Origin of the sequence: Yersinia enterocolitica subsp. enterocolitica, assembly GCF_901472495.1 — a bacterium.
In the GTDB taxonomy this organism is placed as follows: Bacteria; Pseudomonadota; Gammaproteobacteria; order Enterobacterales; family Enterobacteriaceae; genus Yersinia; species Yersinia enterocolitica.
Window position 1 is genome coordinate 2,381,822 of sequence record NZ_LR590469.1, and the last position, 26,994, is coordinate 2,408,815.

The window sequence follows — 26,994 nt, forward strand, 5'->3', positions numbered from 1 at the left end:
GCTTTGGTGTTAATTATCGAATTATTCAGCCGTTTTCTGCCGCTGTTGCCGCCACTGCCAGCCCCAAAGTAGCGCTATTGCCAGGGCGAATATCACGCCGAAGCCAACCCCCACCGCTATCACCGGCACGCCAAGTTTCACCACCACTGAGAATAAGCCCAGCATCAGCAACATCGCGGTGTTTTCACCGAGATTTTGCACCGCAATGGCATTACCGGCACCCACGCTATTCTTACCGCGCTCCTGCAATAAAGCATTAAGCGGAACCACAAAGAATCCGCCCAAAATCCCGATGATAATCAGCAGCAGATAGGCCATCGGCATACTGTGTTGCAGAGCAAAAATCGCCACCGCCACACCAATTAGTACCCCCGCTGGTAAGCAACGTTTCACGGTTTTCAATGTGACGAAACGGGCCGCAGCTCCCGCCCCCACAACAATACCAATTGCCACCATCGCATTTAGCAGTGTGGGAGTGGCATTATCCGTAATCCCTAGCGCGATGGGCACCCAGAGCACTAACAGGAAACGCAGAGTAACCCCCGCGCCCCAAAATAGACTGGTTCCCGCCAGTGAGAAGCGAGTTTCACCATCGCGCCATAAAACCAGGCAAGCGGTAAAGAAGCTGCCGGTCATGGCCCGAGGTCGCCATGAGCTGCCTGAACGAGCAGCAGCTAGCTTTGGGATAAACATATTAGCGACCACCGCAATGGCATACACCAGTGCGCATACACCCAATGCCGCGCCCAAGTGCCAGTCTGCCAACACGCCCCCCGCGACCGAACCGAGTAAAATAGCGGCGATGGTTGAAGCTTCCATCATACCGTTGGCTTTAACCAACTGTTCGCCAGAGGTGATTTCACCCAAAATGCCATATTTAGCGGGTGAATAAGCCGCAGCCCCCACGCCCACCAGGCTATACCCCAGAAACGGATTAAAACCAAAACAGATAACCAGCGCACCGGCCAGCTTCAAGCCGTTCGCCACCATCATCACCCGCCCTTTGGCAAAGCTATCGGCAAATTGCCCGACAAACGGAGCCAAAACGATATAGGTCGCGACGAATGCCATTTGTAAAATAGGCTGACTCCAGTCGGGATATAACTGCTGCTTAATTAATGCCAAAGTGGCAAAAAGCAGTGCGTTATCACCAAAAGCCGAGAAAAACTGCGCACATAGAACCGCTATCATCCCTCTGGATAACAACGGCTTATCTGCTAATGCTTGCTGACTCATGCGCTCATCTCCGGATCTTCCGCCATTTTACTTAATGTCACAAAGTCAGGTTTGCCGCTCCCCAACAGAGGCAAGGCTTTCACCACCCGGATGTCGCGCGGTACAGCCAGTTCAGGCACACCGCTTTCCCGCGCTGCTTTAACTAATTTCTCGCGGGTTATCTCACTGTCGGTGGTAAACAGCACCAAGGCTTCCCCTTTGGCGCTGTCTGTTTTCGTGGCTGCCGCATGTTGCCCTTCTGGTGAAATTCGCAGTACAAGCTGCTCGACACTTTCCAGTGATACCATTTCTCCGGCTAATTTAGCAAAGCGCTTCATCCGACCACAAATGGTGCAGAATCCTTGTTCATCGATAGCCACAATATCACCGGTGTCATACCAGCCAGCCTCCTGCTCACCCTGAGTATTTTCAGCGGAGGGTTGCTCCAGCACGCCTGGTTTCTCTACTCGCAGGTAGCCGCGCATAATATTCGGGCCGCGCAATTGTAAGCGCCCGCCCTGTTCGATTCCCGGCACAGGGATCACGCGAGATTCCATGCCCGGCAAAATGCGGCCCACAGTATTCACTTTTGCCGCCATCGGCACGTTAATTGCCACGACTGGCGCGCATTCCGTCACGCCATAACCTTCCAAAATACGAATACCAAACTTGTCCTGCCAAATCTGCTTGGTGCTATCAGCCAGCTTTTCAGCGCCAGCCACCACATAACGCAAGCGGGCAAAATCGTATGGATGGGCAAAGCGGGCATAATTTCCCAAGAAAGTGGACGTACCAAATAACACGGTACAGTTACGGTCATACACCAGTTCAGGTACCACTCGATAATGCAGTGGGCTTGGATAAAGGAATACACGGCTGCCGGTCATTAACGGTGTGAATAAACCGACAGTCAGACCAAAGGCATGAAACAGTGGCAATGACGACATAAAACGATCACGCGGCGTAAAGTCTGCAATGGTGCGGATCTGCTCAACGTTTGCCAATAAGCTGGCATGTGAATGTACCACGCCTTTAGGGTTGCCTTCTGAACCGGAGGTAAACAAAATCAAGGCACTATCATCGGCTTGTTGTGGCACCATCGCCCGACGCGGGCAGCATAAATGGAATAAAATCCATAACTTATCAGCCAGTGTAACCGTATCTTTTAAATCTTCCAGATAGACCCAATTGGCCTCTGCGACCTGTTCAGGTAAATGTGTCAACTTGCCTTTTTCCAGGAACTGGCGCGAGGTGATAATAGTCTTCAGGGACGCAGCAGTGATGGCACTTTTCAGGCCTTTGGCACCGGAGGTGTAGTTAAGAAGCGCCGGGATACGGCCACGGAGAGTCGCACCGAAAATCGCCGCTGCCGTGATAGTCGCATTGGGTAATAGCATCCCCACATGCTCTCCCTGCGCAGTAAAACGTTGCAGGATACGGCTGACACCTAAGATTTTCTTTAGCAACGTTTGATAACTATCTTCTTTAAAGGAAATGTCTTCGATGCACGGTTTAAAACGCCCATAACGCGTTTGTGCGGATAGCAACGCTTCAAAAAGTGTTTCACGTGGCACGATAGCCATCCGCGCCGCCATCATAATGGCGTGTAAGCGCTCACCCGCCAGCACCCGGCGGTCACGGGCACGCGGCGCTTGTGGCATAGGTAAAGTGGTCGCGGGCAGTACATGAATACTGATTTTCGGGAACCAACGGACTTTTAGCACATCCCCCAGTCGCCCAAAGCGGGTAAATTCAGGGCCTTCCAGACGGATGGGAACCACCGCCGCGCCTGATTTCGCAGCAACAAATGCTGCACCATCATAGATCTTCATTAATGAGCCGGTCACCGTGATGCGCCCTTCGGGAAATATCACCACCGGCCTGCCCTGTTCGACCATTCTAACCAAGTGTTTAATTGCCATTGGCTTGGTCGGGTCAAGCGCGACAAAGTCCACATAGGGTTTCAACCAACGCATATACCAGCTTTCAGTAATGTTGGAATAGACCGCAAACACCGGTTTTATCGGGAGAAACAGCGCTAACAAAGCCCCATCAAGGAAAGAAACGTGATTTGGCGTAATAATCAGTTTTTGATGCGAAAACTGGTCAGTAATACCATCAATGGTGACGCGAAATAACCCACGGAAAAGAGCGCGCAGCAAACGATAAGCCATGTCTGTTTCTCTATAAGTCGATGAATATACAAAGGAGAGAATACTATAGAATTAGAGAGAATAGCGCGAAGAGGGAGCGGCCGAGAGAACAAATAAAAAAAACCTACGCATCTGCGTAGGTCGGTGCAAATAAAAAACTGGCTTTAACACACAGCGTATGTTGATTACTCACCAATTAATACCTCTGGGATCACTACTCTATCCGCTTAAGTGAAACCTCAGCCAGCAAGCAATCGCAACATTTACGTGCAAAGTGTAACCAGGAGTGAACATTGTCAAAAAGGCGAAAAGGTTTGTAATTCATTGCGGTACATCCGATGCATCAATACCGCTGAATAAGTACAACTGTATTAATACCGTGCAGACTGCTGACAAACCTCGACAACCCAATCTTGCAAGGTGAAGACTGGCAGAAGAGTAAAGCGTCCGCGCCATGGACGGCGCGGCTCGAGCCATCAGGGACGATTTTACGGCGTCTTTACGATCTGCCTGTTTTCACCGTTACGGGCACTTTGTCATTAACCTCAACTGTATTAATACCGTGCCACCTCGACCAGACAACTCATCGCATTCGGGCCTTGGGTCAAACGCGAAGTACCAATATCTAATGTCAGGACATTAGGATTACCGGATTGCTCGACGTTATGCTGCTTGCCACCAAAACCGGGATCAAACCAGGCCCCCGTTGCCATCAGCACCACCCCACGCGTCACACCGTCAGTAATACGTACCCCCGCCAGACAACTTCCGCGTAAATTACTCACTTTAACTTGGCTACCTTCCGTAATTTCACGACGGGCGGCATCCTGTGGGTGCATATAGAGGGTTTCGCGCCCGGCGGTTTTATTCCCCTGTGCCAAGGGAGCAGGATCAAGCTGGCTATGCAGGCGATCACTCGGCTGGATAGAGATCAAATGCAGCGGCCATTGCTCAGCCTGCGGCGCACCCAGCCATTCAATAGGTGGCTTCCATTGGGCATGTGGGGCAAAATCCTCATATTGGTAACTGGCTATTTTTTCACTGAATAATTCAATTTTACCGCTCGGCGTCTGAAGAGGATTAACCTGCGGATCGGCACGGAAAGCATCGAAGAAAACAAACTCTTTCTGCGGAGCCGGTAAATCCACATGTCCCCGTTGCCAGAAAGTCTCAAAATCAGGCCATTCCACTTCATGGGGCTGTTGTGCAACACCGCACTCCTGATAAATATGTTTGATCCACGCCATTTCATCGCGCCCTTCAGTAAAGGTGTCGCGATAACCTAGCCGCTCAGCTAAGTCAGCGAAAATATCAAAATCGTTCCGAGCCTGATGTTGCGGGGCAATGGCCTGATGCATTGCCAATACATAGCGATCCCGAGACGATCCACCAATATCATTGCGCTCCAGCGAACTGGTGACCGGCAACACGATATCTGCCATTTTCGCTGCGGGTGTCCACCAGATATCCTGCACAATCACGGTATCCGGCTTTTGCCAGCCCTCCACCAGCCGATTCAATTGCTGATGATGGTGGAAAGGATTGCCGCCCGCCCAGTGCACCAAATGAATGTCCGGATAGTTATGGGTTTCCCCCTGAAACTCATAAGGCTGCCCCGGTTGCAGCAACATGTCACAAATCCGTGCCACCGGAATCGCCAGCCCCGCTGGATTTTTCCCTACCGGCATACTTGGCCCCGGGGTATCAATTCTGGGATTACCCACGCCATTCATTGAGCCGTGACCAAACGAGAAACCGCCGCCGGGTAAACCCACTTGCCCTAACATGGCCGATAACGCAATGACCATCCAATAAGGTTGTTCGCCGCGATGCGCGCGCTGGACGGAATAGGAGCAAGTCATAAAGCTGCGCACACCAATAAGTTGCAGTGCCAACCGACTAATTCTTGCCGCCGGAATACCGGTAATGTCGCTGGCCCAGTCTGGGGTTTTCGCTATGCCATCATTCACTCCACGAATGTAATCAGCTAATTGCTCATAGCCCACACAATGAGAAGCCAGGAAAGCCTTATCCTCCCCCTCAAGGCGCTGAATTTCATACGCCAGTGCCAGCATCAGTGCCACATCGGTGTTAGGACGAATGGGGATCCATTCTGCATTCACAAAGTCCGGGCAATCATCGCGCATCGGGCTAATGTTGATCACCGGCGTGCCCTTTTGTGCCAATTTCTCCAGCCAGGGTTTTAATGAATGTTCCGCCGAACCGCCAGAGGATACCTGAGCATTTTTCAGCGCCAATCCACCGAAAGCGATGAACAGTTCGCAGTGCTCCACTACACTGGGCCAAGAGGTCACCCTACCCGTCAGTGGGCTAAAAGTCCCGATGACATAAGGTAAGAAAAACTGTGCCGATCCCCAACTGTAGTTACCCAGTTGATCAACACCACCGCCGCCACTGAAATAGAAACGCCTGACTAATGAGCGGGCGTGATGTAAACGCCCAGCAGAAGACCAACCATAGGAACCGGTAAACAGCCCTGATGGGCCATACTGCTCTCTCACACGGCGATTCTCTTCTGCGACTAAATCCAGCGCGACATCCCAGTCCACCTCAATAAAGTCTTCCCGCCCACGCAAAGTGCGATCACTTTTTTCACGTTGCTGTAGCCACGAGCGGCGCACTGCGGGTTTGCGGATACGTTTGTCGGAATACACCATCGGGGTAATGGAATCCAATAATGGTGAAGGATTGGGATCATCAGCAAAGGGTTCACAGCGGATCAGTTTGCCATCTTCGACAACTGCGGTATAAGCGCCCCAGTGGGCAAGCTGGGGGTAACGGGTGATGGACATGGCTATCTCAGGCAATTGAATAGATCATAAAAGTAACATTCACATGGCGGTAAGCCCAAAGCATAATTTTGACTAAACATAATCGTTTTGGACTAAGCTGCCGCGGGCTATTTTGTTGGTAGACATCTGACAGGGTGACTTCGTTTGTCGCCAATATCGCGCCATGTTCCTAATTTCTTTTTCTTTGGTTTTTTCTCACCAAGTTGCGATCATCCCCCCTTGCGGACAGCTTCATTTTCCGCAAAACTGAGTGATGTAAGCGATTACCCTGAAAATATCTGGAAGAAAAATGGCCACTATTAAGGATGTTGCCAAGTTGGCGGGCGTTTCCGTCGCTACGGTATCTCGCGTTATCAATAATTCGCCCAAGGCCAGTGAAACATCAAGAAAGGCAGTATGCAGCGCTATGGAGCAGTTGCAATATCACCCGAATGCCAATGCGCGGGCGCTAGCACAGCAATCCACAGAAACCGTCGGGATGATTGTTTCTGATGTATCAGACCCCTTCTTTGGCTCTATGGTCAAAGCGGTAGAGCAAGTGGCTTATGCCACCGGTAATTTTCTATTGATTGGAAACGGTTACCATGATGCAGAGAAAGAGCGTCAAGCTATCGAACAATTGATTCGTCATCGCTGCGCTGCGCTGGTGGTTCATGCCAAAAAATTATCTGATGAAGAATTGACGTCATTAATGCAGCAAATCCCTGGCATGGTGTTGATTAACCGCACCCTCCCCGGTTTTGAAACCCGTTGTGTGGCGTTGGATGACCGTTATGGTGCCTGGCTGGCAACCCGCCATCTGATTCAGCATGGGCATAAACGAATAGCGATTATTTGCTCCAATCATCAAATTTCTGATGCCACCGATCGTCTGCAAGGTTATCTGGATGCTCTGGAAGAGTTTGGTATTGCGGTTGATGACCGTTTAATTTCCTACGGTACGCCGGATGAAATCGGCGGTGAACAAGCCATGACTGACTTACTTGGCCGAGGCCGAAACTTCACTGCGGTCACTTGTTATAACGACTCAATGGCAGCGGGAGCATTGTCCGTACTCAGCGATAACAGTATCGAAGTGCCACAAGAGATCTCACTGATCGGTTTTGACGATGTGTTGATCTCCCGTTATCTGCGCCCGCGGCTGACCACCATTCGCTATCCTGTGGTGGCAATGGCGACACAGGCCGCAGAATTAGCACTGGCGCTAGCCAATAATACGCCACTGCCTGAAACCACCAATATGTTCAGCCCAACACTGGTGCGTCGCCATTCGGTCGCCAGCCCACAAGCTATGACTAATCTACAAACTATTACTAATCCACAAACTATGACTAATCCACAAACCATGACTAACCCACAAACACCCGCAGATGACTGAGGCGTCTGGTGGTCATTATTAAATCAACTCTAATGCGATAAGTTCTTCAATGGTTTGGCGGCGGCGGATTAAACGCGGCTGCCCCTGTTCAAACAAGACTTCTGGCAATAATGGCCGACTATTGTAGTTTGAAGACATTGAAGCACCATAGGCACCAGTATCATGGAATACCAGATAATCGCCAATGTTAGCGGCGGGCAATTTACGAGTCTCTAACCCGCCCCCCGCTTCCTGAGTAAATACATCTCCTGACTCGCACAGCGGGCCAGCAACCACAGTATCAATCAGCGGTTCGTTAGCAAGTGAGCGCCCGTTAGCTGGCAACACTGAAATATGGTGGTAACTGCCATACATGGCGGGTCGCATCAAATCATTGAAGCCCGCATCCACCAATACATAATGCCGACGTCCCATATTTTTCACCGCCCGAACCTGCGCGATTAACACTCCTGCTTCAGCAACCAGGAAGCGGCCGGGTTCAATCTCAAGACTGACTGGATGGCCTAAATGCGCGGCAATCCGCTCGCGTGCGCTGTTCCATAAGCCGTAATAATGCTCGGTATCAATCTCATCATCGCCAAATTGATAGGGGATTGATAAACCACCACCGGCAGAAATAGCACTGATATCCTGCCCCAGCGCAATCACCTGTTGCACCATGGCATCACACACTTGTTCCAAATGCTGATAATCAACACCAGAACCAATATGCATATGTATACCTACCAGTTTTAATCCATATTGCTGAATTTTCGCAATGGCTTGCGGCAAGTCCTCATGCCAAATACCGTGTTTGCTGTTTTCACCGCCAGTATTGGTTTTCTGACTGTGTCCGTGGCCGAAACCTGGATTAACCCGCAACCAAACCGGGTGACCGGACGCATGCTGCCCCAGTTGATCAAGCATATCAATGGAACCTGCATTAACCGGAATGCTTAATTCAGTCACGCGCAGTAAGGTAGCCTGATCCAGCAAATCGGCGGTAAAGACAATCTCAGCAGGTTCCTGCCCCGGCTGAAAACCAGCCTGCAAAGCGCGCTCAATTTCGCCCAGAGATACCGAATCAACTTTCACGCCTTGCTCATGCATCAATCGCAAAATATGAATATTTGAGCAGGCTTTCTGGGCAAATCGAATCACATCAAAATGCCGTAATTGATTGATTTTTTGAGTGATAATTTCGCCATCATAGGCCCAGACCGGGCAACCAAAACGTTCTGGCAAGGCAATCAGATTTTGGGCCGTCAGTGCCGAAGAGGTGTCATTAAGTGCGCGCGGCATAGGTATGTCCTAATAATGGGAGTCAATATAGGGGGCGAAAATAATGATTTCGCTGATGGGCTATTATTAGCAATATCGTGGGTGTGAAGAAAATATCTATTTACCCTTAGTCTATTCATTTATGATATGGGTTAGATTAAACAGTCGCCACCGCAGGAGAGCTGTGATGCCCGCAATTTCCCTACGACAAATAGAAATTTTTCATGGTGTTATGACCACCGGTAATCTGACTGAAGCCGCATTATTACTCCAAACGTCACAACCTACCGTCAGCCGCGAATTGGCTCGTTTTGAGCAATTAGTCCAATTAAAACTGTTTGATCGTGTGCGCGGGCGGCTGTACCCCACCGTGCAAGGCTTGCGCTTATTTGAAGAGGTTCAGCGCTCCTATTATGGGCTTGATCGTATTAAACAGGCTGCCGAAGGGATACGCCAATTCCAACATGCGCAGCTTTCTATTGCCTGCCTGCCAGTATTTTCTCAGTCATTGCTTCCAGCGGTGTGTAAACCTTTTATTGACCGCTATCCGGAAGTTAGCCTGAGCGTTATCCCGCAAGAATCACCTTTATTAGAAGAATGGCTTTCGGCCCAGCGGCACGACCTCGGCTTGACAGAGAATACACAAACCCCTGCGGGCACGGTGCGCCATGCGCTGATGACCGTAAATGAAGTTTGCGTATTACCCTGCGGCCACCCCTTGCAGGAAAAAGCCGTACTGACTCCGCAAGATTTTCAGGGCGAGAACTTTATCAGCCTGTCAGTCACCGACAGTTATCGCCAGTTATTAGATAATCTCTTTACCGAACAAGGTATTAATAGAAGATTAGTTTTGGAAACTCATAGCGCAGCTTCAGTTTGTGCCATGGTGCGAGAAGGCGTGGGGGTCTCTATTGTTAATCCATTAACCGCTCTGGATTATATTGGCGCCGGAGTCAATGAAGGTGTTTGCATACGGCCATTCAGTGTTGATATTCCTTTTACTATCAGCTTGATACAACCGATACATCGCCCATCATCCAGCCTGGTCGATACCTTCATTGAGCATTTAAAACAGCAGGCAATCACCTTCCAACAACGTCTGGCGGCGGTGATTGCCCAACACAACTCATCTCTTAATTAAAGCGCAGTAGCCTTACCGGCGCGCGTCCGGGAAAACGTAAACAGACACAACAGCAAACCAACAACAGCCAGTGCAGCGGCGGCTAGCGGGACGACGGTCAATCCCAATCCAGTGGCAATCACCACACCTCCGACCCACGCACCTAAAGCATTGCCAACGTTAAAGGCCGCAATATTAAGTGTTGATACCAGATTAGGGGCTTTTTTACCGTAAGCGACCACATTAATTTGCAAGGCAGGCACGGCTGAAAATGCCGCAGCAGACCACAAGAAGAGTGTCACTTCCGCGGCCAGTAATGAGTAACTTGTCCAACTGAATAGAGCGGAAAATATCGCGATGAGTAGGAAAGTCGTCGTCAGGCTCACGGATAAACGCCAATCCGCCAACCGCCCACCCACAATATTGCCCAATGTCAGGCCCACGCCCATCAACAACAAGGTCCAACTGATGCCATGCTCAGAAACCTGAGTCACTTCAGTCAGAATTGGGGCGATATAAGTAAACAGGGCAAACATAGCCGCGGCAAAAAAGACCGTCATCAGCAATGATAACCAGATCCCCCCTCCGCGCAGCGCGGCGATCTCCTTACGTAACTCGGTTGGGGCTTCCTCCTGAGAAGAAGGTAACTTGCGGTAGAGTGCTGCCAATGATAATAAACCGATGACCGAAACAACCCAGAATGTTGAGCGCCAGCCGAAAGCTTGCCCCAAAGCAGTTCCCAAAGGAACCCCCAGCACATTGGCAAGTGTCAGGCCGGTGAACATCAGAGCCACTGCGGATGCCCGTCTATTAGGGGCCACCAAATTAGAAGCAACCACGGCGCCAATACCAAAAAAGGCCCCATGACTCAATGCGGTAATAACCCTGGCTAACATCAGGAAATCATAACTGTATGCCAGTGCGCACATCAGGTTACCAATGATGAAAATCACCATTAATAACAATAGTGTCTTTTTACGTGGCAATTTGGCGGTCAGAACAGCCATGATAGGCGCGCCGATAGCCACTCCCAATGCATACCCGCTGATTAACCAACCTGCCGTTGGAATCGAAATGTGCAGATCACCCGCCACCTGAGGCAGCAGCCCCATGATGACAAATTCAGTGGTACCAATAGCAAAAGCACTTAGTGCTAATGCCAGCAGCGCAACAGGCATAATAAAGCTCCCAGGCAGATCAAAATGTTACCAGTAATGATTAATTAACCGGTACGTTGTAGTGAGAAAAAAAAGGTAGATGAGGGCCGAATTGCCGAATAAAGCCGCAATAACCCTATTATTTATAATTATTTAATATCTCAATTTGCTATACCCTAAATAATTCGAATTGCAAGAAGGCGGCAACTGAGTGAATCCCGATAAGCTTACTCAGGTAAGTGATTCAGGTGAACGAAAGCAGTCAACGCACATGCAGCTTGAAGTATGACGGGTATATACCCAATCGAATTCAAGGTGACGGGTACAGATAGAAATAGCATGAGTTAAGGAATAATGACCAGTAATGAACAGAGTTATAACTAGCATGATAAGTAATATATTTTTCTCTTCATTGATAACTGAATGAAATTCAAAATAATTTAAGCTCTGCGCCAATAATAAAAATATGTTTGAGAATGTAACCGCGCAGCTAACATCGCTGCGGTTTCAATTAGGTAGGGGGTGGGTAGTAAACCACTCCACCAGAAAGTCTAGCATCGACCTTAATGTGGCTGGCATTTGTCGGCGCGAAGTATAGATACCATAAATTCCCATCGCCTGCGGCTGATAATCGGGCAATAACCTGATTAACTCACCACTGGCAATATACGGCGCGGCAGAGTAACTGGGCTGCAAAGTAATACCGGCACCCTCTAGTGCTCCGCTGAGTAGAACAACTGATTCATTGGCACTGAGATTTCCGCCTACTGCAACCGATGATTTAACACCCTGTTGGTCAAAATGCCATAAGCTTTTGCCAAAATAAGAGTATGTCAGGCAGTTGTGAACGGCCAAATCAGGTGGAGTTTTCGGCGTTCCTTTGGCTGACAGGTAACTCGGCGCAGCACAAACAACTGAATGGCAGATAGATAGCGGACGAGCGATTAAGTTTGGATCTAAATCATTAGTAATGCGCAGTGCTAAATCAATACGTTCCTCTACCAGATTGACGGACCGGTTATTCATTTGTAAATCGACTGCGACCTGAGGATAACGGCGTAAATAGTCAGTAACAGCTATCGCTACTGCACTTTGCCCGAGGGATTGAGAGCAACTGATCCGCAATAAACCGCGCAGTTCTTCATTTTCTTGCCCCTCGATTAAATCCATGTCCTTAGCAAATTCAAGCATATGCCGACAACGCGCCAGGGTCGCTTCCCCCGCATGAGTTAAACTTAACTTACGGGTTGTCCGGTGCAACAAACGAGCTCCGGCCCACTGCTCCATCTCAGCCAAATATCGTGTCACCATAGCTCGCGACATCTCCAAAGCCTCCGCAGCGGCAATCATACTGCCCCGCTCAACAATGGTGACAAAGACCTCTGCTGCGGTAATTCTATCCATAATTAGCTCGATTTAAGCAACAAATAATTGTCCATTATCGGGTTTTTCTATCGATATAAGCAATCTATTATCTAGCCCATACCCCAGTCACTCTCAGGAAAATAAACATGTTAAATAAAACACTATTGCAAATGGCCTTTGCCGGCCTGACAACTTTCGCTGCTGTATCAACAGCTCATGCCGCTGAACAGCTAAAAATAGAAGTCTATAATCCCGGAGAAAAAAGCATCTTCCCGGTATCATCTGAAATTATTAGCGGTAAAACAGAAGTAGCTCTGATTGATGCGCAATTTCAGCGCAATGATGCTGAAACTCTAGTGAAGAAAATTAAGCAAAGCGGCAAAAAGCTGACCACTATTTATATCAGCCAGGCAGATCCTGATTTCTATTTCGGTCTGGATGTCATTACCAAAGCATTCCCACAAGCCAAAGTCATCGCCACACCGCAAACTATTGAAGAAATTAAGGCCACTAAAGAGGGGAAAATGGCTTATTGGAGTCCAATTCTCAAAGAGAATGCCCCAACACAAGTCATTATTCCGCAAGAATTGCAAGGCAAAAGCTTTACTGTTGATGGGCAGGAAATTAGCGTCGAAGGCTTAGATGGGCCATCGCCAGAAAAGACATTTGTCTGGATCCCGTCATTGAAAGCAGTGGTAGGTGGTGTCGCGGTCTCAGGCAATATTCATTTATGGATCGCCGATACTCAAACTCCTGAGTCTCGCCAGAATTGGCTGACAACACTGGAAAAAATCAAAACATTGAAACCCGTCACCGTAGTTCCGGGACATTATCTTGATAACGCGCCACAAACATTGGCATCAGTGACCTTTACTCAAAACTATTTAACCACGTTAAATGCAGAGATTCCCAAAGCAAAAGATTCTGCGGAATTGATTACAGCAATGAAAAAACATTATCCCGAGCTGAAAGATGAATCTAGCCTGGAATTAAGTGCCAAGGTACTTAAAAACGAAATGAAATGGCCACAATAAACACCATTAACTCTAATCGTTGCTAAATTAGCACGTCAGAAAAGATAATTGAGGAAGATACGATGGCAGCCACAAAGTTACATTACATTTTTGATCCACTCTGTGGCTGGTGCTATGGCGCGGCACCACTGGTAAAAGTCGCACAAGATATTCCTAAACTCATGTTGGTATTACATGGTGGCGGAATGATGTCTGGGGCTAATCGTCGCCAGATAGACAGCCAGTGGCGTGGATATGTAATGCCCCATGACCGACGTATTGCGCAGCTCACTGGGCAAATTTTTGGTGACGACTACTTTAATAAATTACTCAATGATACCTCAGTTATTATGGACTCCACGCCACCGATTGCCGCCATTCTGGCAATGGAAGAACTTGCGGGTCGCGGTGCAGCGATGCTTCATCGCATCCAACACGCTCATTATGTTGAAGGCCATCGTATTACAGATACCCGCGTATTAACTGAACTGGCGGTGGAACTTGGGCTGAATAGTGATGAATTTATTCATACCTACAATACTGCACTAATAACATCCAGCCAACATATTGCTGAAAGCCGCACATTACTGGCTAAAGTACATGGGCACGGCTTCCCAACCTTTGCGCTGGAAGACGAGCAGGGAAAAATAACGCCTTTACCTGCTAATGAATATTATGGAAATCCGTCTGGCTGGCACGAATTATTAACCACTATCGTGGCACATTAAAAACTCACAGCGACCTCCTCATTAATATGTTGAGGGGGCGTACTGTGACAGGTAAACAAAAACGCGCCACCGACTGGTTTAACTGAAATATTTGTTTCTGCAACACTTCAGAGGCTTGAGTGGATTGATCGACTAAATCAGCATTCAGTCGGGTGACTTCATTAATCATTCCTACCTGTGCGGTGATATCTTCAATACCTTTACTTTGTTCTTGTGATGCTGCCGATATTTCAGTCATTAAATCAGTCACTTTTATAACCGAGCCAATAATTGCACGTAAATTGTCGCCAGAGCGCCCCACCAGATTGGCACCTGCTGATATGGATTTTGAAGAGTTACCAATAAGGCGTTTAATATTCAGAGCAGAATGACCACTTTGGTGCGCTAATATTCCCACTTCACGCGCAACAACAGAGAATCCCCGCCCGTGTTGACCAGCATGAGCAGCCTCAATTGCAGCATTTAAGGCCAGAATATTGGTCTGAAAAGCTACCGATTCTATCAAAGTGATGATCTCGGCTATCTCCTGCGAGCCCGCAGAAATATCAGCCATCGAATTAACTACGCCAGACATCATATCGCCACCTTGACTGGCAATATTTTTGGCTTCATTGGCCAATTGATTTGCCTGATCTGCACTCTTAGAATTCTGTTTTACACGCTCGGTAAGTTGATACATATTCTGTGTCGTGGCTGCTAATGACTGCGTTTGTGATTGCGTTTGCTCAGAAATACGATGGCTGTCTGCAGCGATTTGATTAACGCCAGTTAGAATAACATCGACGCCACTGCGTACCTGGCTAACCAATACCACTAAGCCTTGTTGCATCTGGTATATGCTGACCGCCAACAGCCGAACTTCCCGGCTAGTAAAAGCGTTATGCTCAATCTGATGAGATAAATCTCCCGCAGCAATCACATGAATTTGGGCAATCAGATAATTAAGTGGCCGAATAACCCAGCGAGTCACACCTAACCAAACAGAGAATGCAAGACACAATAAAATAACCAATGCAATGATAACCGCCTGTTTTGCCGAGGACAAAGAAGAGAGCAATTGGCTATCCATTACCGTGCGGTTTTCTTCGCTTTCCTGCAAATAACGGTAATACTTTTCAGTAAAATCACTTTGAAAACCTTGAATAGGGACTTCAAAAAAGGCATCTATATTGCTGTTCTTGACCAATCCCTGACTAATTTCTGATAGACCTTGAAACAACTGTAGATAGCTTTCCTTCAGAGCAATAAACTCAGGCCGGTCATCATGAGTCGAAACCAATAGTAACTGACGGAAATCATCTTGTGACTGCTGTATTGATTTTGTTGCTTCGCTCAAGAGACTCTGCCAACTGCCTTCAGAACCTGTCTCTTTATCCTCCATATAATAGATACCTGCCCGATTGAGTTTATCGCTGGCGATTAATAACTCCATTCTGGCGCGATCCATTAATACTTCTTGCTGATGGCTATGATGTGTTTTTTCAACATTATCTTTTGTGTTATCCAATATATGAGATAAATACCCGATGGAAAATAGTTGGAGCAAGGAGAATAGACTAATAACTAAGATAAGGCCTGATAAGATCCCGAATTTTATATTCGTAAATAAGCTTATAGATTTAACACCAGACACAAGTTTCATAACAAAAGAGCCGATGTGAGAGAACATTCTTTTTACACTAAAGTTGTGAGTAATAAGCCAATATTACGTATCAAATATGACAAATATATTTCAATAAATAGAATGACATACTCAGGCATCAAATACGGGTTAACAAACGCAAGCTATTAACAGGGTGCCCCTGTGATTGCTCTATTAAAATAGTATTTTCATTTAACTGATGAAAAATAGGATAACTTACGGCATAAGGTGTATTTAAGAAATCATTCAAATAAAGGTCTTTATCCCCTTCGATGGATAGAGATAACACCTTACCTGTGAAGATGTTTTTTTTAGAATCCACCACATTAAACACTATATTTCTCCTGGCTTTAACATAGCCATTACCATCATACACATCTGCAGATGAGTTTATTTCCCTTCCTACAATACTGATTCGTGAATAAACATGATAAAATCCTATGGCATGTTCTAAATCATAATTAGACTCCCAGTACCCCTCCAGAGCCACCATTGGATGAAAATAGGAGTAGAATCTCCCAAATCCATATCCTATTCCCACGCCAAACAAAACTGCTATAAACATTTTCTTAATTATTTTTTTTGGCATGTTATACCTCCGTGTTGTAATTTACAGACCGTATACTCACTATTTTTTTGTTTTTTTAAGAAAATATAAGGCTCTTTATTATAGGAAGAAAAAAAATCCTTATCATGTATTTCATCTATATTTATGGTAAGAGGAAAATTTTTAACATTGGTAATTTTTATCTGATAATAATCAGATGTAACATTAAAAGAAGTGGCTAAACAAACACAAAACATCATGAATACAATAAATCCGCTTGCAAGATATTTCTGTTTAGAGAGTGATTCAGTAGTATTATAAGCAAGACTATCTAATACCTCAGTTTGAGTCACTGATGAAATTTCTGAGAAGTCATTGGCTGTAAAATTAGGCTTTACACCAAGGCAATACCCTTTTTTTGGAATCGTAGTAACCAATTCATGTTTTTTATCATTTAAAGCATGACGTAAATTACTGATGGTTTGGGTTAATGTATTGTCAGTAACGTAACTTTCACTCCATATTTTCTTTTCGATATCTTCACGAGAAAGTACATCAGGATAGTGAAAACACAGTAAAGACAACACTTCGGACTCTTTATTTCTTATCTTGATGACACTTCCCCCTTTGTTGAGGGTTCTCTTTAGTGGAGTAAAGACAATATCTCCAATAATTATGTCATTCATTTCATTTCTCACACTTAAAAATATAATTTAAAAACCAACATCAACAATACCATCGGTGTCTTACTATAAGATCATAAAAAAAACAAAACCAAAAACTTCAAGTAAAAAACAACAGTTATAGAGAAGTTAATGAAAAACAGAAAAGTCTATCAAAATACACTAATGAATCATAAAAAACGAACACCATAGGGATGTGAGTTATAAGATACAGCTTATAACGCAACAATAACAATTTAAAAAAAAGATAAATACAGAAACCTAATTTTTATAGTACTATAATTAACTTAACAAAATAAAGACACATGCAGATGATTTATTACAATAAAAATAAAGTATCATAAAGATGGAGTTATTATCCCCACCATTAACATAATAAACAAGTGACAGATTCACCCCAAAACAAATACACCAAGCCGGTCAATGAAATATAAGGGCCAAATGCAACATACTTAACTTTCTCTCTCGAGAATTTATTAATAATCACATACGCAACAACCCCAAACAGGGAAGACAGTAATATGATAAAAGGTACGGCTGCTACGCCAAACCAGGCACCTAACGCTGCCATTAACTTAAAATCACCATATCCCATACCATCAATACCTTTGAGGATTTTGAATATCCAGTTAGGTAACCATAGAAAAAGATAGCCGCATACAGCACCTAGTACATAAAATGATAATGGAAGAAAAGCATTATACATATTTAAAAGAAGACCGCACCACAATAATGGCTGGGTAATACAATTAGGTAAAAGGTAACAATCAATATCAATAAAAACTAAAACTATAAGTCCCCAAACCAATAGTATATTAAAAAAACCAAATTTATCATCATGAAAAAACAAAATAGTGACTAGAGTTAAAATAACAGTAAGTATCTCAACAATTATATATCTCAGACTTATTCTCTGATTACAACATTGTGCTATACCTTGTAGATAAAACCACCCTAATATGGGTATGCTATATTTATACGGTAAGGAACTCAGGCAATTTGGACAAAATGACTTTGGGAAAAACAGATTAAAATCGTTTTTATAAATAGTTACTTTATTATGATCTAATGCATTTCCCGGGAAGGTATTCGAAAGCATGATTGGGAGACGATAAATAACAACATTTAAAATATTTCCCACATATAGACCAAGCACTATATAAAACAAAATACTAATTAAAAAAAATATATCAAATGACATTTTTATATACCTTACTATGATTTTTTCCACAGATGCATATCGTAATTAATATAATTACCGCCCTCAATAAACCTTATATCTAAATAAATTATTTCAATATTTTCATTCTGTGTCAGCGTGAAGAAAATATCAATGAACTTAGTAACCTGACTATTTTCAACAGTGAGTGAAATATAGTCATGAGTCATTCCTGTAAGTTTAATCTTAATGGCTTCATCATTAAAAAATGTATTTAAAACATTACCAATACGATCATTTAAATGATCGTTAACCTTAGATTTCGAAACCTTCTCCATTTTTAGTTTTTCAGCTAAAGATGAATAACCTACAAGTTTACTATACAATAAAGAGTGTTTTGCTAATAGGTCTTTAACCTCCAATGAGATACTCAAACTAAAGAAAAAACAAGCAAATGCCATAATCAATGTAGAAATAACCACAATATTTTTCAGGTTCATAAATTATATTCAAACATAATGTCACATGTTCCATCCTTATTGTTAATTTTAGTGATAGTTAGTCGATTGTTTTTTTGATCAATTTCATTTAACACTTGGTCTATCCCTTCTACATTTATAATATTTATATTAAAGTTAGCTTTATTTTTACCATTGATGAAGATGATACTTTTTATCGTGATATCAAATTTGTTAAAGTTCTCAACTAATCTATGCAGTAAAAAAATCAAATCCGGCTTAATTATATTTCCATCTGAATGATAAAAATCTTTATTGACATTAATACTATCTTCATCTGCATATTGTTGCACTAATGGATATTTAATATGGAAACCTTGTAAAGTTACATCTAGCAAATGAATATCTCTCAATATATCATTTTTGTAACACCAGGAATTCAAACACATCACGATAGATAATAAAAAAAACAAGTAAACAGCTCTAAAAAAAGAAGCACTACTAATAGTCTTTTTCCTATGGCGATAATATCGACCTGTCAGCAAGTTAACATGATTATTTTCAATATTATTTGCCATAATGCGTAATACATCGCAATAGTCCGTAGCATGAAGGCCCGAAGTTTGGTTATAAACACGACTAAATCTATTTTCAGGACAAAAGATTAGAGTTGATAAACATAATTTTTTAAATATATCATCATTAACTGAGAAACCCGACACTTCACTATTCCTTATTAACCATTCATCATCCAGCTTCACTGGAAAGCATTTTCCATCATTAAATGGTAGTGCTAATACATCCGGAATCATGACGGTGGGAGAGACACCTACATTTGTTAACCACCCCAACCAACGGCTCATTAACTCATGCTCAACGGCAACTACATAACAAAAATTGCTATCTGACTTCAATATCACAGTGTGGAAATTCTCGATATTACTAACAATTGTTTTTTCAATAGAGAACGCAAGTGATTGTTCACTTTTTAAAATCTCCTTGTCAATTATATCTATTTTCCTAAAAATAACATAACTCGATGAAACTAATATTTTCACATTATAATTCAAAAGAAACGGGATATTATCTAATTTTGTATGATCACATAACTGCCCTGATTTTCTATGGCCCCCATCTACCACTTCGGTATACCAGTAAATAGGGTCAGTTGCATGACTACCCAATCTAATAATCAGAGTTTTAGAGGATAAACCTGCATTTCGTACGTTATTCATTATAAGATAAACCTTCGGTGTAATACGGTAATAGTGTCCCCCTTTACATGAAAAAGACTCATCAACTGAGAATCACCATTATCAACTTTGAAGTTGGATGAAAAATAATATTCATTATTAGAAAATTTCAACATTTCAACATTTTTCAATTCATTTATTCTATCTATGTCAACCGATGAATTATTTGCAAGGGATTCAAAGAAAGATTCAACTGTTAACCATCCTTGAGCAGGTTTAGATAAAATTACCTTATACACATCACTTCCTGTAATTTCGTTCATAAAAATAGCTTGTAGCAGATAACTGCTTTTAGCATTCAACATATTCACATTGATAAGCAATTTATTATCATTTCTAGAGCAAACTAGTGGGGCGATATACAAGAAACTCTCACTACTAATATTAAGTATTTTATCAATTGAGTTACCCCTCTGGAAAGCTTGTCCTATAGTTAAAAAATCTCTATCAATACGGTCTAAATCAGACGCATTTGCGGGATACTGGGCAAACATTGTCATTAATTTATTGATAACAGATGAAACGGTGTTATTTAATTGTAAGATGTTATCTAATACTAGCCACGGATAATATTTATTATTCATATTACCAAAAGAATCATAAAGAGTATTTACATTGAAGCAACTTGTTCTATCAATTAAGCTATAATATACATCTCTATTATTTATGCTGATAGCTGAGTTGGAGGTTAATAGCTTAGAATAGGTACCACCAAAATCCTCACCATTTAAAATTTCTTTGGCTATATTATTTATAAAAATACCCTCAGAACCTAACAGTAACTGTTTATCATCTTGTTTGGTTATGCTGTTTCCAACAAAATAGATAATATTTGATAGATACAAATAGGTGGCAGATATCATTGTACTCATCAGCAAAATGCTAGACAGAACAAGTAATAGGGCAATGCCTCTCTGTTTCACTTTTTCACCATTCGCTAAATAACATGGTTTAATAAGATGACTTTCTTCCTGATAGTCCCAATATTTTCCATCTCAATAATTAATTCAACTGCCTCTGGTAAATAATTCGTATCGTTCCACTTATTTAACCATCTATTTTTATGATAGATATGAATACGGAATGCTGTAACGCTATCTAGAATTTTCAATACTTTAGATTGTTTAACATTTAAACTATATATTAACTTTTCCAAATGACCATTTCGTAAACGATACCCAAACATTTGTGATTGTGAATAATATTTCAAGTCCGTGTTAATACCTATGTCACATAAAAATATAATACCAAAATCGTCACTATCCAGAAATAATGGCCCACTTCTAATACCATTGTTAATTATTTCTTTATCATTAAGTTGAGAGTATATAACCGTATGTGAGATCTCCTGTTCCAACATGTTAACAACTCTTTGTAACCTATTAACTTGCATTGCTTTTATATTAACAGCACGACTTCCGTTGCTGGTAACGGTAATGCCCTGGTAAACAGTCAAACTTATCAAAGTGAATATAATTGTGGCCAGTAAAATCTCTAATAGCGTTAAACCTTGGATGTTTTTTTTATTCATTAATAATACGGTATCCTTCCAGAATGAAATCAGGAACCTTACTATTTTCTTGGCTGCGAACTTCAATAGCAATAACACTAATAGTGTTCATTTTTATTTCCTTTGACTGCCAATACCATAACTTGTTGATGATAAAATCACTTCCCTTTTGCCAACTCTCACTTTGATAATTTTTTGTTAATTTAATATCCACTAAAATGTTCTCAGCCACCCAAGAAGCCACTATTTTATTTTCTAGTTTTTTTACCTGTATCAATTGTTCACTAATAACAAGCATAAGACTAATACCCACTACGGAAAAAATAGCCATCGAGAGTAGAGATTCTAATAATGTAAAACCATTATAACTCGGCAAATAATCACCTATTGGCTTTCTATGGTTGTCAGCTTTATCAGTTTTTATCTTTTTTAGTTTCAGAAAATGATGTAGACCAATTACCTATATCATCATCAGTCCCTATTTCTCTATCTGGTCCTGATGAAAATATATCAATTTCCTCATGCCGACCGGGATTATTTATCAAATAGGGATTACCCCATGGATCACTAGGCAAACGCCTAATATAGCCATTTTTAGGATAAATATTAGGTATCGGTAATTCTATTGGTTTGATAACCAATGAATTAATACCTTGAGACTCCGTTGGATAATAACCATTATCTAACTTGTACATATCCAGAGCATTTTCTATGGCGGCAATATCACTTAACGCCTTTAGTTGATCAGCTCTATTTTTATTACTCATTACACTCGGTATAGTCAAACTAGCAAGCAACCCTAATATTATAATAATCACCATCATTTCTAATAATGTAAACCCTTTACATTTAATATCCCTCATATATATCCTTAAGTTAAACTCAAAAAATCAAATTATTCATTTCAAGTATCGGTTGAAAGATTGCCAATATAATGAAAAATATAAACGAAGCCATAGATATCATTATTACCGGCTCCAGTAATATCACAAATACATTTATCTCTTCAATTATCTCTTGCTCTTGTATATCTGTTATCCTCTTTAAAACATCATCTAATTTCCCACTACGTTCACCTGAAGCGATCATATGTATAGTCATAGGAGAGAACATACCACTATTTGATAAAGATGATGTTAGGCTACCGCCCTCACTAACTAATGTAACTGCATCATCTAATCTCTGTTTAATATATAAATTAGTAACTACACCAGTGCTAATATCCATCGTTCTGATCAAGTTAACTCCATTGGAACTTAGAATTTCCATCATTCTCATATATCGAGAAACATTTAGCTTGAATATTAAACGACCAAATATGGGTAATTTCAAATAACAAGATTCAATAAATATATTTATTTTTCTTATTTTGGATATTCCATAGATACTAAATGAAAATATAACTAGAATTATAATAATAGATACAATATTGTCCTCAATCCAATGACTGGTAACCATAAGCACTCTGGTCGATAACGGTAACACTTTATCATAGGAAACAAATTGCTCAATTATATTAGGGATTATCAACGTTAACAGTATGGCAATAATCCCTATAGATACCGAAACTAAAATCGCTGGATATATTAACGTTTGAATTATTTTACTTTTTACCTTTCGCGCTTGCTCAATATGATCAGCAAGATTAGATAATACGAGACCTAAATGACCCGACAGTTCCCCTGCTGCAATCATAGATCGGTAAAGAGAATTAAAAATGGCCGGAAACTGTGAGAGAGAATCGGAAAGGGAATGTCCCTCAAGGACTCTTTTCCTTATCTTATGAATCACACTATCTACTTTACTCTTCGTACTCTGATTTTCAATTAGTGCCAAAGCTTCGTCTAATGGGATGGCCGCATTGACTAAAATAGACATTTGCCTGGTAATTAAAATAAGATCTCTACTATTTATAGTATTTAAAAATGTCATCCATTGTGTAAATCGACTGATGCGTTTTATTTTTATATTTAATAAACACAGTTTCCTTTGATAAATAACTTGCCTTGCGGCTAATATATTATCAGCCTCAACACTCCCTTTTATTTTAATTCCTTTATTATTTTTAGCTGTATATTCATATACAGGCATATTTTTCCTCTAAATTTATCCTCATCACTTCTTCTATTGTTGTAAAACCTGCGATAACTTTATCAATTCCATCTTGTTCTATACTACGAGTATATTGTTTAGCTAACTGACTTAAATCAAGTTCGCTTTTTCCTTTATAAATAGCTTCACGCAAATTGTTATCAATAATCAGCAGTTCATGTAAGGCTATTCTTCCTCTATAGCCTACTGTATTGCACTTATCACAACCTATTGCGCTAAATCCGTATCTATCTTCAGGTATTTTCTCAGGGCTAATTAACTCTTGCAATATTTCATGTGGAGAATCATATTGTTTTCGGCATTCAGTGCATAACTTGCGAACCAGGCGTTGAGATAACACAGCCAATAATGAACTTGATAACATAAATGGTTCAATCCCCATATCTTTGAGTCTGGTGACGGCTCCGATAGCACTGTTGGCGTGTAATGTTGATAATACCAAATGCCCAGTTAATGAGGCTTGCACTGCTATTTGTGCTGTTTCTACATCTCGTATTTCACCAATAAGAATAACATCAGGATCTTGACGCAAGATTGCTCTTAGACTACGTGAGAAAGTCATATCTATTTTCGGGTTAACCTGCGTCTGCGAAATACCATCGATGTCAAACTCAATAGGATCCTCTACTGTCATGATATTCCGTTCACTAGCATTTATTCCCATTAAAGCAGCATAAAGTGTGGTACTTTTCCCCACGCCAGTTGGGCCAACAATCAATATTATGCCATGAGGTTTGAGAACCAATGTCTTCATGAGATGGCAGTTTTTTTGCGACATCCCCAAAGACTCTAAATCTAATTTGAGGCTATGTTTGTCTAGCAACCGCATGACAACACGTTCACCATGATTTACTGGTAATATCGAGACTCGAACATCTAAAGCTTTACCAGCTAAACTCAGTGCGATACGCCCATCCTGTGGGATCCGTTTTTCAGCGATATCTAACTTTGCCATGATTTTAACCCGTGACACTAATAATAACGCAACTCGTCGCGGTAGCTCTAATATGTTTTTTAATACGCCATCAATACGAAACCTTATCGTAATTTTTTCACCGAAAGACTCTATATGGATATCTGATGCTAACTCTTTAATTGCCTCTGCCAAAATTGTATTTATTAGCTTTATTACTGGTGCTTCATTATTGCTATCGAGTAAATCTTCACTCACAGGGAGTTCACCATTAAATGAGTAAATGGCTATCTCATCACTGATAGAGTTCATTATTTTATGCGATTGTATTGAGCTATTCTGATATACTGTCGCAAGGCTATTATCAAATTCATCGTCAGTAACGAAATTAAGTGAAATAGGTTTATTCCCAACTCTGTTACCTTCCAGTATTGCGTCGAGGGAAGCAGAATTACGACAGATCAGTTGATATCCTTTGTCGGCAGGAGATAAGATAACGCCATTATCCTTTGCCCAGCTAAAAGTGAGTGGCAATGATTCTGCTTTATCTTGGTTCATATTTTTATCTCAACCATCTCATAAAACTTTATTATGTCACTCTTAAGTGTATTAAAAGCATCATAGTTAATTCTATCAGATACAATATCAATTGGTCTTTCCATACCGGAATTAATAGAATGTAAGTTATTATATTCAGCATATTTATCTACTGTAACTTGACTGTAATCACTTGTTTCCCTGAGTATTGTTGGCCTAATAAAGAGAATTAAGTTACTTTTTTCAATCTTTTCTTTGCTCTGTCTAAACAAACCGCCGATAAAGGGGATATCACCCAACAAAGGAACTTTATTGATTATTTTATTGATTTTTTTATCCAGTAATCCCCCCACTACCACGGTCTCTCCACTTTTAACTAATACAGCATTATTAACAACCCTCTTGTTAAAGACCGAACCAAGATTATTTGCATTAACATCAGAACTATCAGCAACACTTGATACCTCTTGCCGTATTTCTAATAGAACTGAATCACCTTTATTTATCTGTGGTTTGACCTTCAACATGACCCCCACCGATTGCCGCGAAATCGAGTTATAGACTTTGTCTGTGGCTGTAGTTTGCGTTGAGGTAAGGACTGGAACCTCTTGACCTACATTAAACTCTGCCTCCATATTGTCCAGAGTGACAATACTCGGAGTAGCAAGAATATTATTATTTGAATTAGTTGCCAGGGCAGTGAAAAGACCGTCCCAGTTTCCTTTATAAAAGCCGGCCGTCAACCCTGCAATCATCATTGGTATAGGGTTTCCACTGTTATTATTTGTTTGTATGCTGTTTGGTTTTTGAAGGAAATTGGCTCCACCATAAAGTTTATTAGCCCATTGAATGCCAAGATTTAGACCTTCTCCATTTTGAGTCTCAACTATAATGGCTTCTACCAGAACCTGGGCCCGTCTAACATCCAATCTTTCAATAACTTGGTCCAATTCTTTCATTACTTTTGGATCAGCAGTAATCACTAAGGCATTGGTTTGATCATAAGCCTTAATTGAAACATTCTTGATGTGACTCTTTCCCGAATTTTTTTTAGTCTTATCACTCTGGCTCCCCTGACTGACACCGTTCAACACATCCAATAACTTTGATGCCTGCGCATATTTCATATAAACAACTTTAGTACTGCCATAACTGTCTTGTTGATGATCCAGCCTCTTTATCATTTGAAGAGTTTTTTTCCTGATATGGCGATCACCGCTGATTATCACAGAATTCGTTCGGTCATCCGCAACCACTGTTGCGGCATTGAATGACTCTTGTTTGGCTGTAATATTTACTGGATTAATAACTTGATTAACTAATTTAATAATATCAGCGGCGACAGCATGATTCAGTTGGTAGAGTTCTACTTCTGTCTCTCCCGGTTGATCTAATGTACTAATAATAGCGTATAAACGGTTTACTACTGCTGCACGCCCTGTAATTAATATTACATTTGAAGGGTCATAATTAACAATACTGCCCGATTCCGAATTATCATTTAACTGGCGTAGTAACGGAGCTAAATTTTTAGCTAGTAGATGTTTAAGTTTAAATACGCGGTTAATTAGCTCATCACCCTGGGGGGGGGCCGCATTATTTTGCAGAGGAACAACGGAACCTTTTGCACGTTTTGCGGGAATAACTTTTAAGATATTATTTGGCATTTCGACCACTGTATAACCATAAACATCCAATACATTTAAAAAAAACTGATAGTATTTTTCCTCATCTAGTAGTTCATAGCTACGAACGCTGACTAACCCTTGTACTTTTGGGTCTATAATTATAGTTTTATTTATGTTTTTACTTACAGTATTAATAAATTCTTTTATATCAGCATCTCTAAAAGATGCAGAGAAGTTCTCCGCATATCCTACTATAGGAAAAATAGCAGCTAAAATAACAAATTTAAATAAAAACCAAATTGAAATACAAATTATATTTATATTATTTTGGTACATAAAAACCCCATTTC

Annotated in this window: 23 protein-coding genes; 4 read left to right on the forward strand and 19 right to left on the reverse strand. The window is 41.8% G+C overall.

Annotated features, from left to right (window positions below):
• Positions 1 to 21: 21 nt before the first annotated feature.
• The 3 genes from lplT to FGL26_RS11365 all read right to left on the reverse strand — a co-directional run bounded on the left by lplT (position 22) and on the right by FGL26_RS11365 (position 6,181).
• Positions 22 to 1,236, reverse strand: a complete 1,215-nt coding sequence (lplT, locus tag FGL26_RS11350; RefSeq protein ID WP_005173330.1) for a lysophospholipid transporter LplT — start codon at positions 1,234 to 1,236, stop codon at positions 22 to 24.
• Complete coding sequence (gene aas, locus FGL26_RS11355; RefSeq protein ID WP_032912819.1) at positions 1,233 to 3,389, reverse strand: bifunctional acyl-ACP--phospholipid O-acyltransferase/long-chain-fatty-acid--ACP ligase; 2,157 nt, start codon at positions 3,387 to 3,389, stop codon at positions 1,233 to 1,235. The genes lplT and aas overlap by 4 nt, the downstream gene beginning before the upstream one ends.
• Positions 3,390 to 3,922: 533 nt before the next feature.
• Positions 3,923 to 6,181: a molybdopterin guanine dinucleotide-containing S/N-oxide reductase gene (locus tag FGL26_RS11365; protein WP_005173351.1), complete on the reverse strand. Its 2,259-nt coding sequence runs from the start codon at positions 6,179 to 6,181 to the stop codon at positions 3,923 to 3,925.
• A gap of 289 nt (positions 6,182 to 6,470) precedes the next feature.
• Here FGL26_RS11365 and galR point away from each other — a divergent pair, with 289 nt between their 5' ends.
• Positions 6,471 to 7,559 (forward strand): HTH-type transcriptional regulator GalR, encoded by a 1,089-nt coding sequence (gene galR / locus FGL26_RS11370; protein ID WP_005173354.1) that lies wholly within the window; start codon positions 6,471 to 6,473, stop codon positions 7,557 to 7,559.
• Between the two features lie 18 nt (positions 7,560 to 7,577).
• Here the strand turns inward: galR and lysA are convergent, their stop codons facing one another.
• On the reverse strand, positions 7,578 to 8,840 hold the full coding sequence (gene lysA, locus FGL26_RS11375) for a diaminopimelate decarboxylase (protein ID WP_032912820.1): 1,263 nt from the start codon (positions 8,838 to 8,840) through the stop codon (positions 7,578 to 7,580).
• Between the two features lie 166 nt (positions 8,841 to 9,006).
• On the opposite strand from lysA, the gene FGL26_RS11380 reads away from it, so the two are divergent.
• Positions 9,007 to 9,960, forward strand: coding sequence for a LysR family transcriptional regulator (locus FGL26_RS11380; protein ID WP_005173367.1), 954 nt, complete (start codon positions 9,007 to 9,009; stop codon positions 9,958 to 9,960).
• Here the strand turns inward: FGL26_RS11380 and FGL26_RS11385 are convergent.
• The gene (locus tag FGL26_RS11385; RefSeq protein ID WP_005173372.1) at positions 9,957 to 11,117 is read right to left on the reverse strand and encodes an MFS transporter; all 1,161 of its coding nucleotides are present in this window, start codon (positions 11,115 to 11,117) and stop codon (positions 9,957 to 9,959) included. The genes FGL26_RS11380 and FGL26_RS11385 overlap by 4 nt on opposite strands.
• A 486-nt stretch (positions 11,118 to 11,603) precedes the next feature.
• Positions 11,604 to 12,500: a LysR family transcriptional regulator gene (locus FGL26_RS11390; protein WP_005173375.1), complete on the reverse strand. Its 897-nt coding sequence runs from the start codon at positions 12,498 to 12,500 to the stop codon at positions 11,604 to 11,606.
• 107 nt (positions 12,501 to 12,607) lie between these two features.
• Here FGL26_RS11390 and FGL26_RS11395 point away from each other — a divergent pair, with 107 nt between their 5' ends.
• Together FGL26_RS11395 and FGL26_RS11400 are read left to right on the forward strand one after the other, a co-directional pair.
• Positions 12,608 to 13,495, forward strand: a complete 888-nt coding sequence (locus FGL26_RS11395; protein ID WP_005173378.1) for an MBL fold metallo-hydrolase — start codon at positions 12,608 to 12,610, stop codon at positions 13,493 to 13,495.
• A 62-nt stretch (positions 13,496 to 13,557) separates the two neighbouring features.
• Entirely contained in the window at positions 13,558 to 14,202 is a 645-nt protein-coding gene (locus FGL26_RS11400) for a DsbA family protein (protein WP_005173380.1), read from the forward strand.
• Between the two features lie 4 nt (positions 14,203 to 14,206).
• Here FGL26_RS11400 and FGL26_RS11405 read toward each other — a convergent pair whose 3' ends face one another.
• The 13 genes from FGL26_RS11405 to gspD all read right to left on the reverse strand — a co-directional run bounded on the left by FGL26_RS11405 (position 14,207) and on the right by gspD (position 26,980).
• On the reverse strand, positions 14,207 to 15,844 hold the full coding sequence (locus tag FGL26_RS11405; protein ID WP_227746658.1) for a methyl-accepting chemotaxis protein: 1,638 nt from the start codon (positions 15,842 to 15,844) through the stop codon (positions 14,207 to 14,209).
• A gap of 118 nt (positions 15,845 to 15,962) precedes the next feature.
• Positions 15,963 to 16,433 (reverse strand): hypothetical protein, encoded by a 471-nt coding sequence (locus tag FGL26_RS11410; protein WP_005173386.1) that lies wholly within the window; start codon positions 16,431 to 16,433, stop codon positions 15,963 to 15,965.
• On the reverse strand, positions 16,418 to 17,077 hold the full coding sequence (locus FGL26_RS11415) for a winged helix-turn-helix domain-containing protein (RefSeq protein WP_005173390.1): 660 nt from the start codon (positions 17,075 to 17,077) through the stop codon (positions 16,418 to 16,420). Before FGL26_RS11415 ends, FGL26_RS11410 begins: the two co-directional genes overlap by 16 nt.
• Before the next feature lie 364 nt (positions 17,078 to 17,441).
• Positions 17,442 to 18,275: a prepilin peptidase gene (locus FGL26_RS11420; protein ID WP_005173393.1), complete on the reverse strand. Its 834-nt coding sequence runs from the start codon at positions 18,273 to 18,275 to the stop codon at positions 17,442 to 17,444.
• Positions 18,276 to 18,289: 14 nt separating this feature from the next.
• Complete coding sequence (locus FGL26_RS21685) at positions 18,290 to 18,733, reverse strand: hypothetical protein (protein ID WP_005173396.1); 444 nt, start codon at positions 18,731 to 18,733, stop codon at positions 18,290 to 18,292.
• Positions 18,730 to 19,926 (reverse strand): type II secretion system protein GspL, encoded by a 1,197-nt coding sequence (gspL, locus tag FGL26_RS11430; protein ID WP_005173401.1) that lies wholly within the window; start codon positions 19,924 to 19,926, stop codon positions 18,730 to 18,732. The genes FGL26_RS21685 and gspL overlap by 4 nt, the downstream gene beginning before the upstream one ends.
• Positions 19,926 to 20,867 carry a type II secretion system protein GspK gene (locus tag FGL26_RS11435; RefSeq protein WP_005173405.1) on the reverse strand — a complete coding sequence of 314 codons (942 nt, stop codon included), beginning with the start codon at positions 20,865 to 20,867 and terminating at the stop codon, positions 19,926 to 19,928. Before FGL26_RS11435 ends, gspL begins: the two co-directional genes overlap by 1 nt.
• Positions 20,868 to 20,881: 14 nt before the next feature.
• Positions 20,882 to 21,475 (reverse strand): type II secretion system minor pseudopilin GspJ, encoded by a 594-nt coding sequence (gene gspJ / locus FGL26_RS11440; protein ID WP_005173409.1) that lies wholly within the window; start codon positions 21,473 to 21,475, stop codon positions 20,882 to 20,884.
• On the reverse strand, positions 21,468 to 21,830 hold the full coding sequence (gspI, locus tag FGL26_RS11445; RefSeq protein WP_071530634.1) for a type II secretion system minor pseudopilin GspI: 363 nt from the start codon (positions 21,828 to 21,830) through the stop codon (positions 21,468 to 21,470). Before gspI ends, gspJ begins: the two co-directional genes overlap by 8 nt.
• Before the next feature lie 37 nt (positions 21,831 to 21,867).
• Positions 21,868 to 22,317 (reverse strand): type II secretion system major pseudopilin GspG, encoded by a 450-nt coding sequence (gene gspG / locus FGL26_RS11450; RefSeq protein WP_005173414.1) that lies wholly within the window; start codon positions 22,315 to 22,317, stop codon positions 21,868 to 21,870.
• A gap of 19 nt (positions 22,318 to 22,336) precedes the next feature.
• Entirely contained in the window at positions 22,337 to 23,545 is a 1,209-nt protein-coding gene (locus FGL26_RS11455) for a type II secretion system F family protein (RefSeq protein ID WP_005173417.1), read from the reverse strand.
• Positions 23,532 to 25,037 (reverse strand): type II secretion system ATPase GspE, encoded by a 1,506-nt coding sequence (gene gspE, locus FGL26_RS11460; protein WP_005173418.1) that lies wholly within the window; start codon positions 25,035 to 25,037, stop codon positions 23,532 to 23,534. Before gspE ends, FGL26_RS11455 begins: the two co-directional genes overlap by 14 nt.
• Positions 25,034 to 26,980 carry a type II secretion system secretin GspD gene (gene gspD, locus FGL26_RS11465; protein ID WP_005173419.1) on the reverse strand — a complete coding sequence of 649 codons (1,947 nt, stop codon included), beginning with the start codon at positions 26,978 to 26,980 and terminating at the stop codon, positions 25,034 to 25,036. The genes gspE and gspD overlap by 4 nt, the downstream gene beginning before the upstream one ends.
• Between the last annotated feature and the right edge of the window lie 14 nt (positions 26,981 to 26,994).

Bases quoted from the DNA above. Each gene is read 5' to 3' on its own strand.
- lplT (WP_005173330.1), bottom strand. From the start codon at position 1,236: ATGAGTCAGCAAGCATTAGCAGATAAGCCGTTGTTATCCAGAGGGATG.
- aas (WP_032912819.1), bottom strand. From the start codon at position 3,389: ATGGCTTATCGTTTGCTGCGCGCTCTTTTCCGTGGGTTATTTCGCGTC.
- FGL26_RS11365 (WP_005173351.1), bottom strand. From the start codon at position 6,181: ATGTCCATCACCCGTTACCCCCAGCTTGCCCACTGGGGCGCTTATACC.
- galR (WP_005173354.1), top strand. From the start codon at position 6,471: ATGGCCACTATTAAGGATGTTGCCAAGTTGGCGGGCGTTTCCGTCGCT.
- lysA (WP_032912820.1), bottom strand. From the start codon at position 8,840: ATGCCGCGCGCACTTAATGACACCTCTTCGGCACTGACGGCCCAAAAT.
- FGL26_RS11380 (WP_005173367.1), top strand. From the start codon at position 9,007: ATGCCCGCAATTTCCCTACGACAAATAGAAATTTTTCATGGTGTTATG.
- FGL26_RS11385 (WP_005173372.1), bottom strand. From the start codon at position 11,117: ATGCCTGTTGCGCTGCTGGCATTAGCACTAAGTGCTTTTGCTATTGGT.
- FGL26_RS11390 (WP_005173375.1), bottom strand. From the start codon at position 12,500: ATGGATAGAATTACCGCAGCAGAGGTCTTTGTCACCATTGTTGAGCGG.
- FGL26_RS11395 (WP_005173378.1), top strand. From the start codon at position 12,608: ATGTTAAATAAAACACTATTGCAAATGGCCTTTGCCGGCCTGACAACT.
- FGL26_RS11400 (WP_005173380.1), top strand. From the start codon at position 13,558: ATGGCAGCCACAAAGTTACATTACATTTTTGATCCACTCTGTGGCTGG.
- FGL26_RS11405 (WP_227746658.1), bottom strand. From the start codon at position 15,844: ATGAAACTTGTGTCTGGTGTTAAATCTATAAGCTTATTTACGAATATA.
- FGL26_RS11410 (WP_005173386.1), bottom strand. From the start codon at position 16,433: ATGCCAAAAAAAATAATTAAGAAAATGTTTATAGCAGTTTTGTTTGGC.
- FGL26_RS11415 (WP_005173390.1), bottom strand. From the start codon at position 17,077: ATGAATGACATAATTATTGGAGATATTGTCTTTACTCCACTAAAGAGA.
- FGL26_RS11420 (WP_005173393.1), bottom strand. From the start codon at position 18,275: ATGTCATTTGATATATTTTTTTTAATTAGTATTTTGTTTTATATAGTG.
- FGL26_RS21685 (WP_005173396.1), bottom strand. From the start codon at position 18,733: ATGAACCTGAAAAATATTGTGGTTATTTCTACATTGATTATGGCATTT.
- gspL (WP_005173401.1), bottom strand. From the start codon at position 19,926: ATGAATAACGTACGAAATGCAGGTTTATCCTCTAAAACTCTGATTATT.
- gspJ (WP_005173409.1), bottom strand. From the start codon at position 21,475: ATGAATAAAAAAAACATCCAAGGTTTAACGCTATTAGAGATTTTACTG.
- gspG (WP_005173414.1), bottom strand. From the start codon at position 22,317: ATGAGGGATATTAAATGTAAAGGGTTTACATTATTAGAAATGATGGTG.
- FGL26_RS11455 (WP_005173417.1), bottom strand. From the start codon at position 23,545: ATGCCTGTATATGAATATACAGCTAAAAATAATAAAGGAATTAAAATA.
- gspE (WP_005173418.1), bottom strand. From the start codon at position 25,037: ATGAACCAAGATAAAGCAGAATCATTGCCACTCACTTTTAGCTGGGCA.
- gspD (WP_005173419.1), bottom strand. From the start codon at position 26,980: ATGTACCAAAATAATATAAATATAATTTGTATTTCAATTTGGTTTTTA.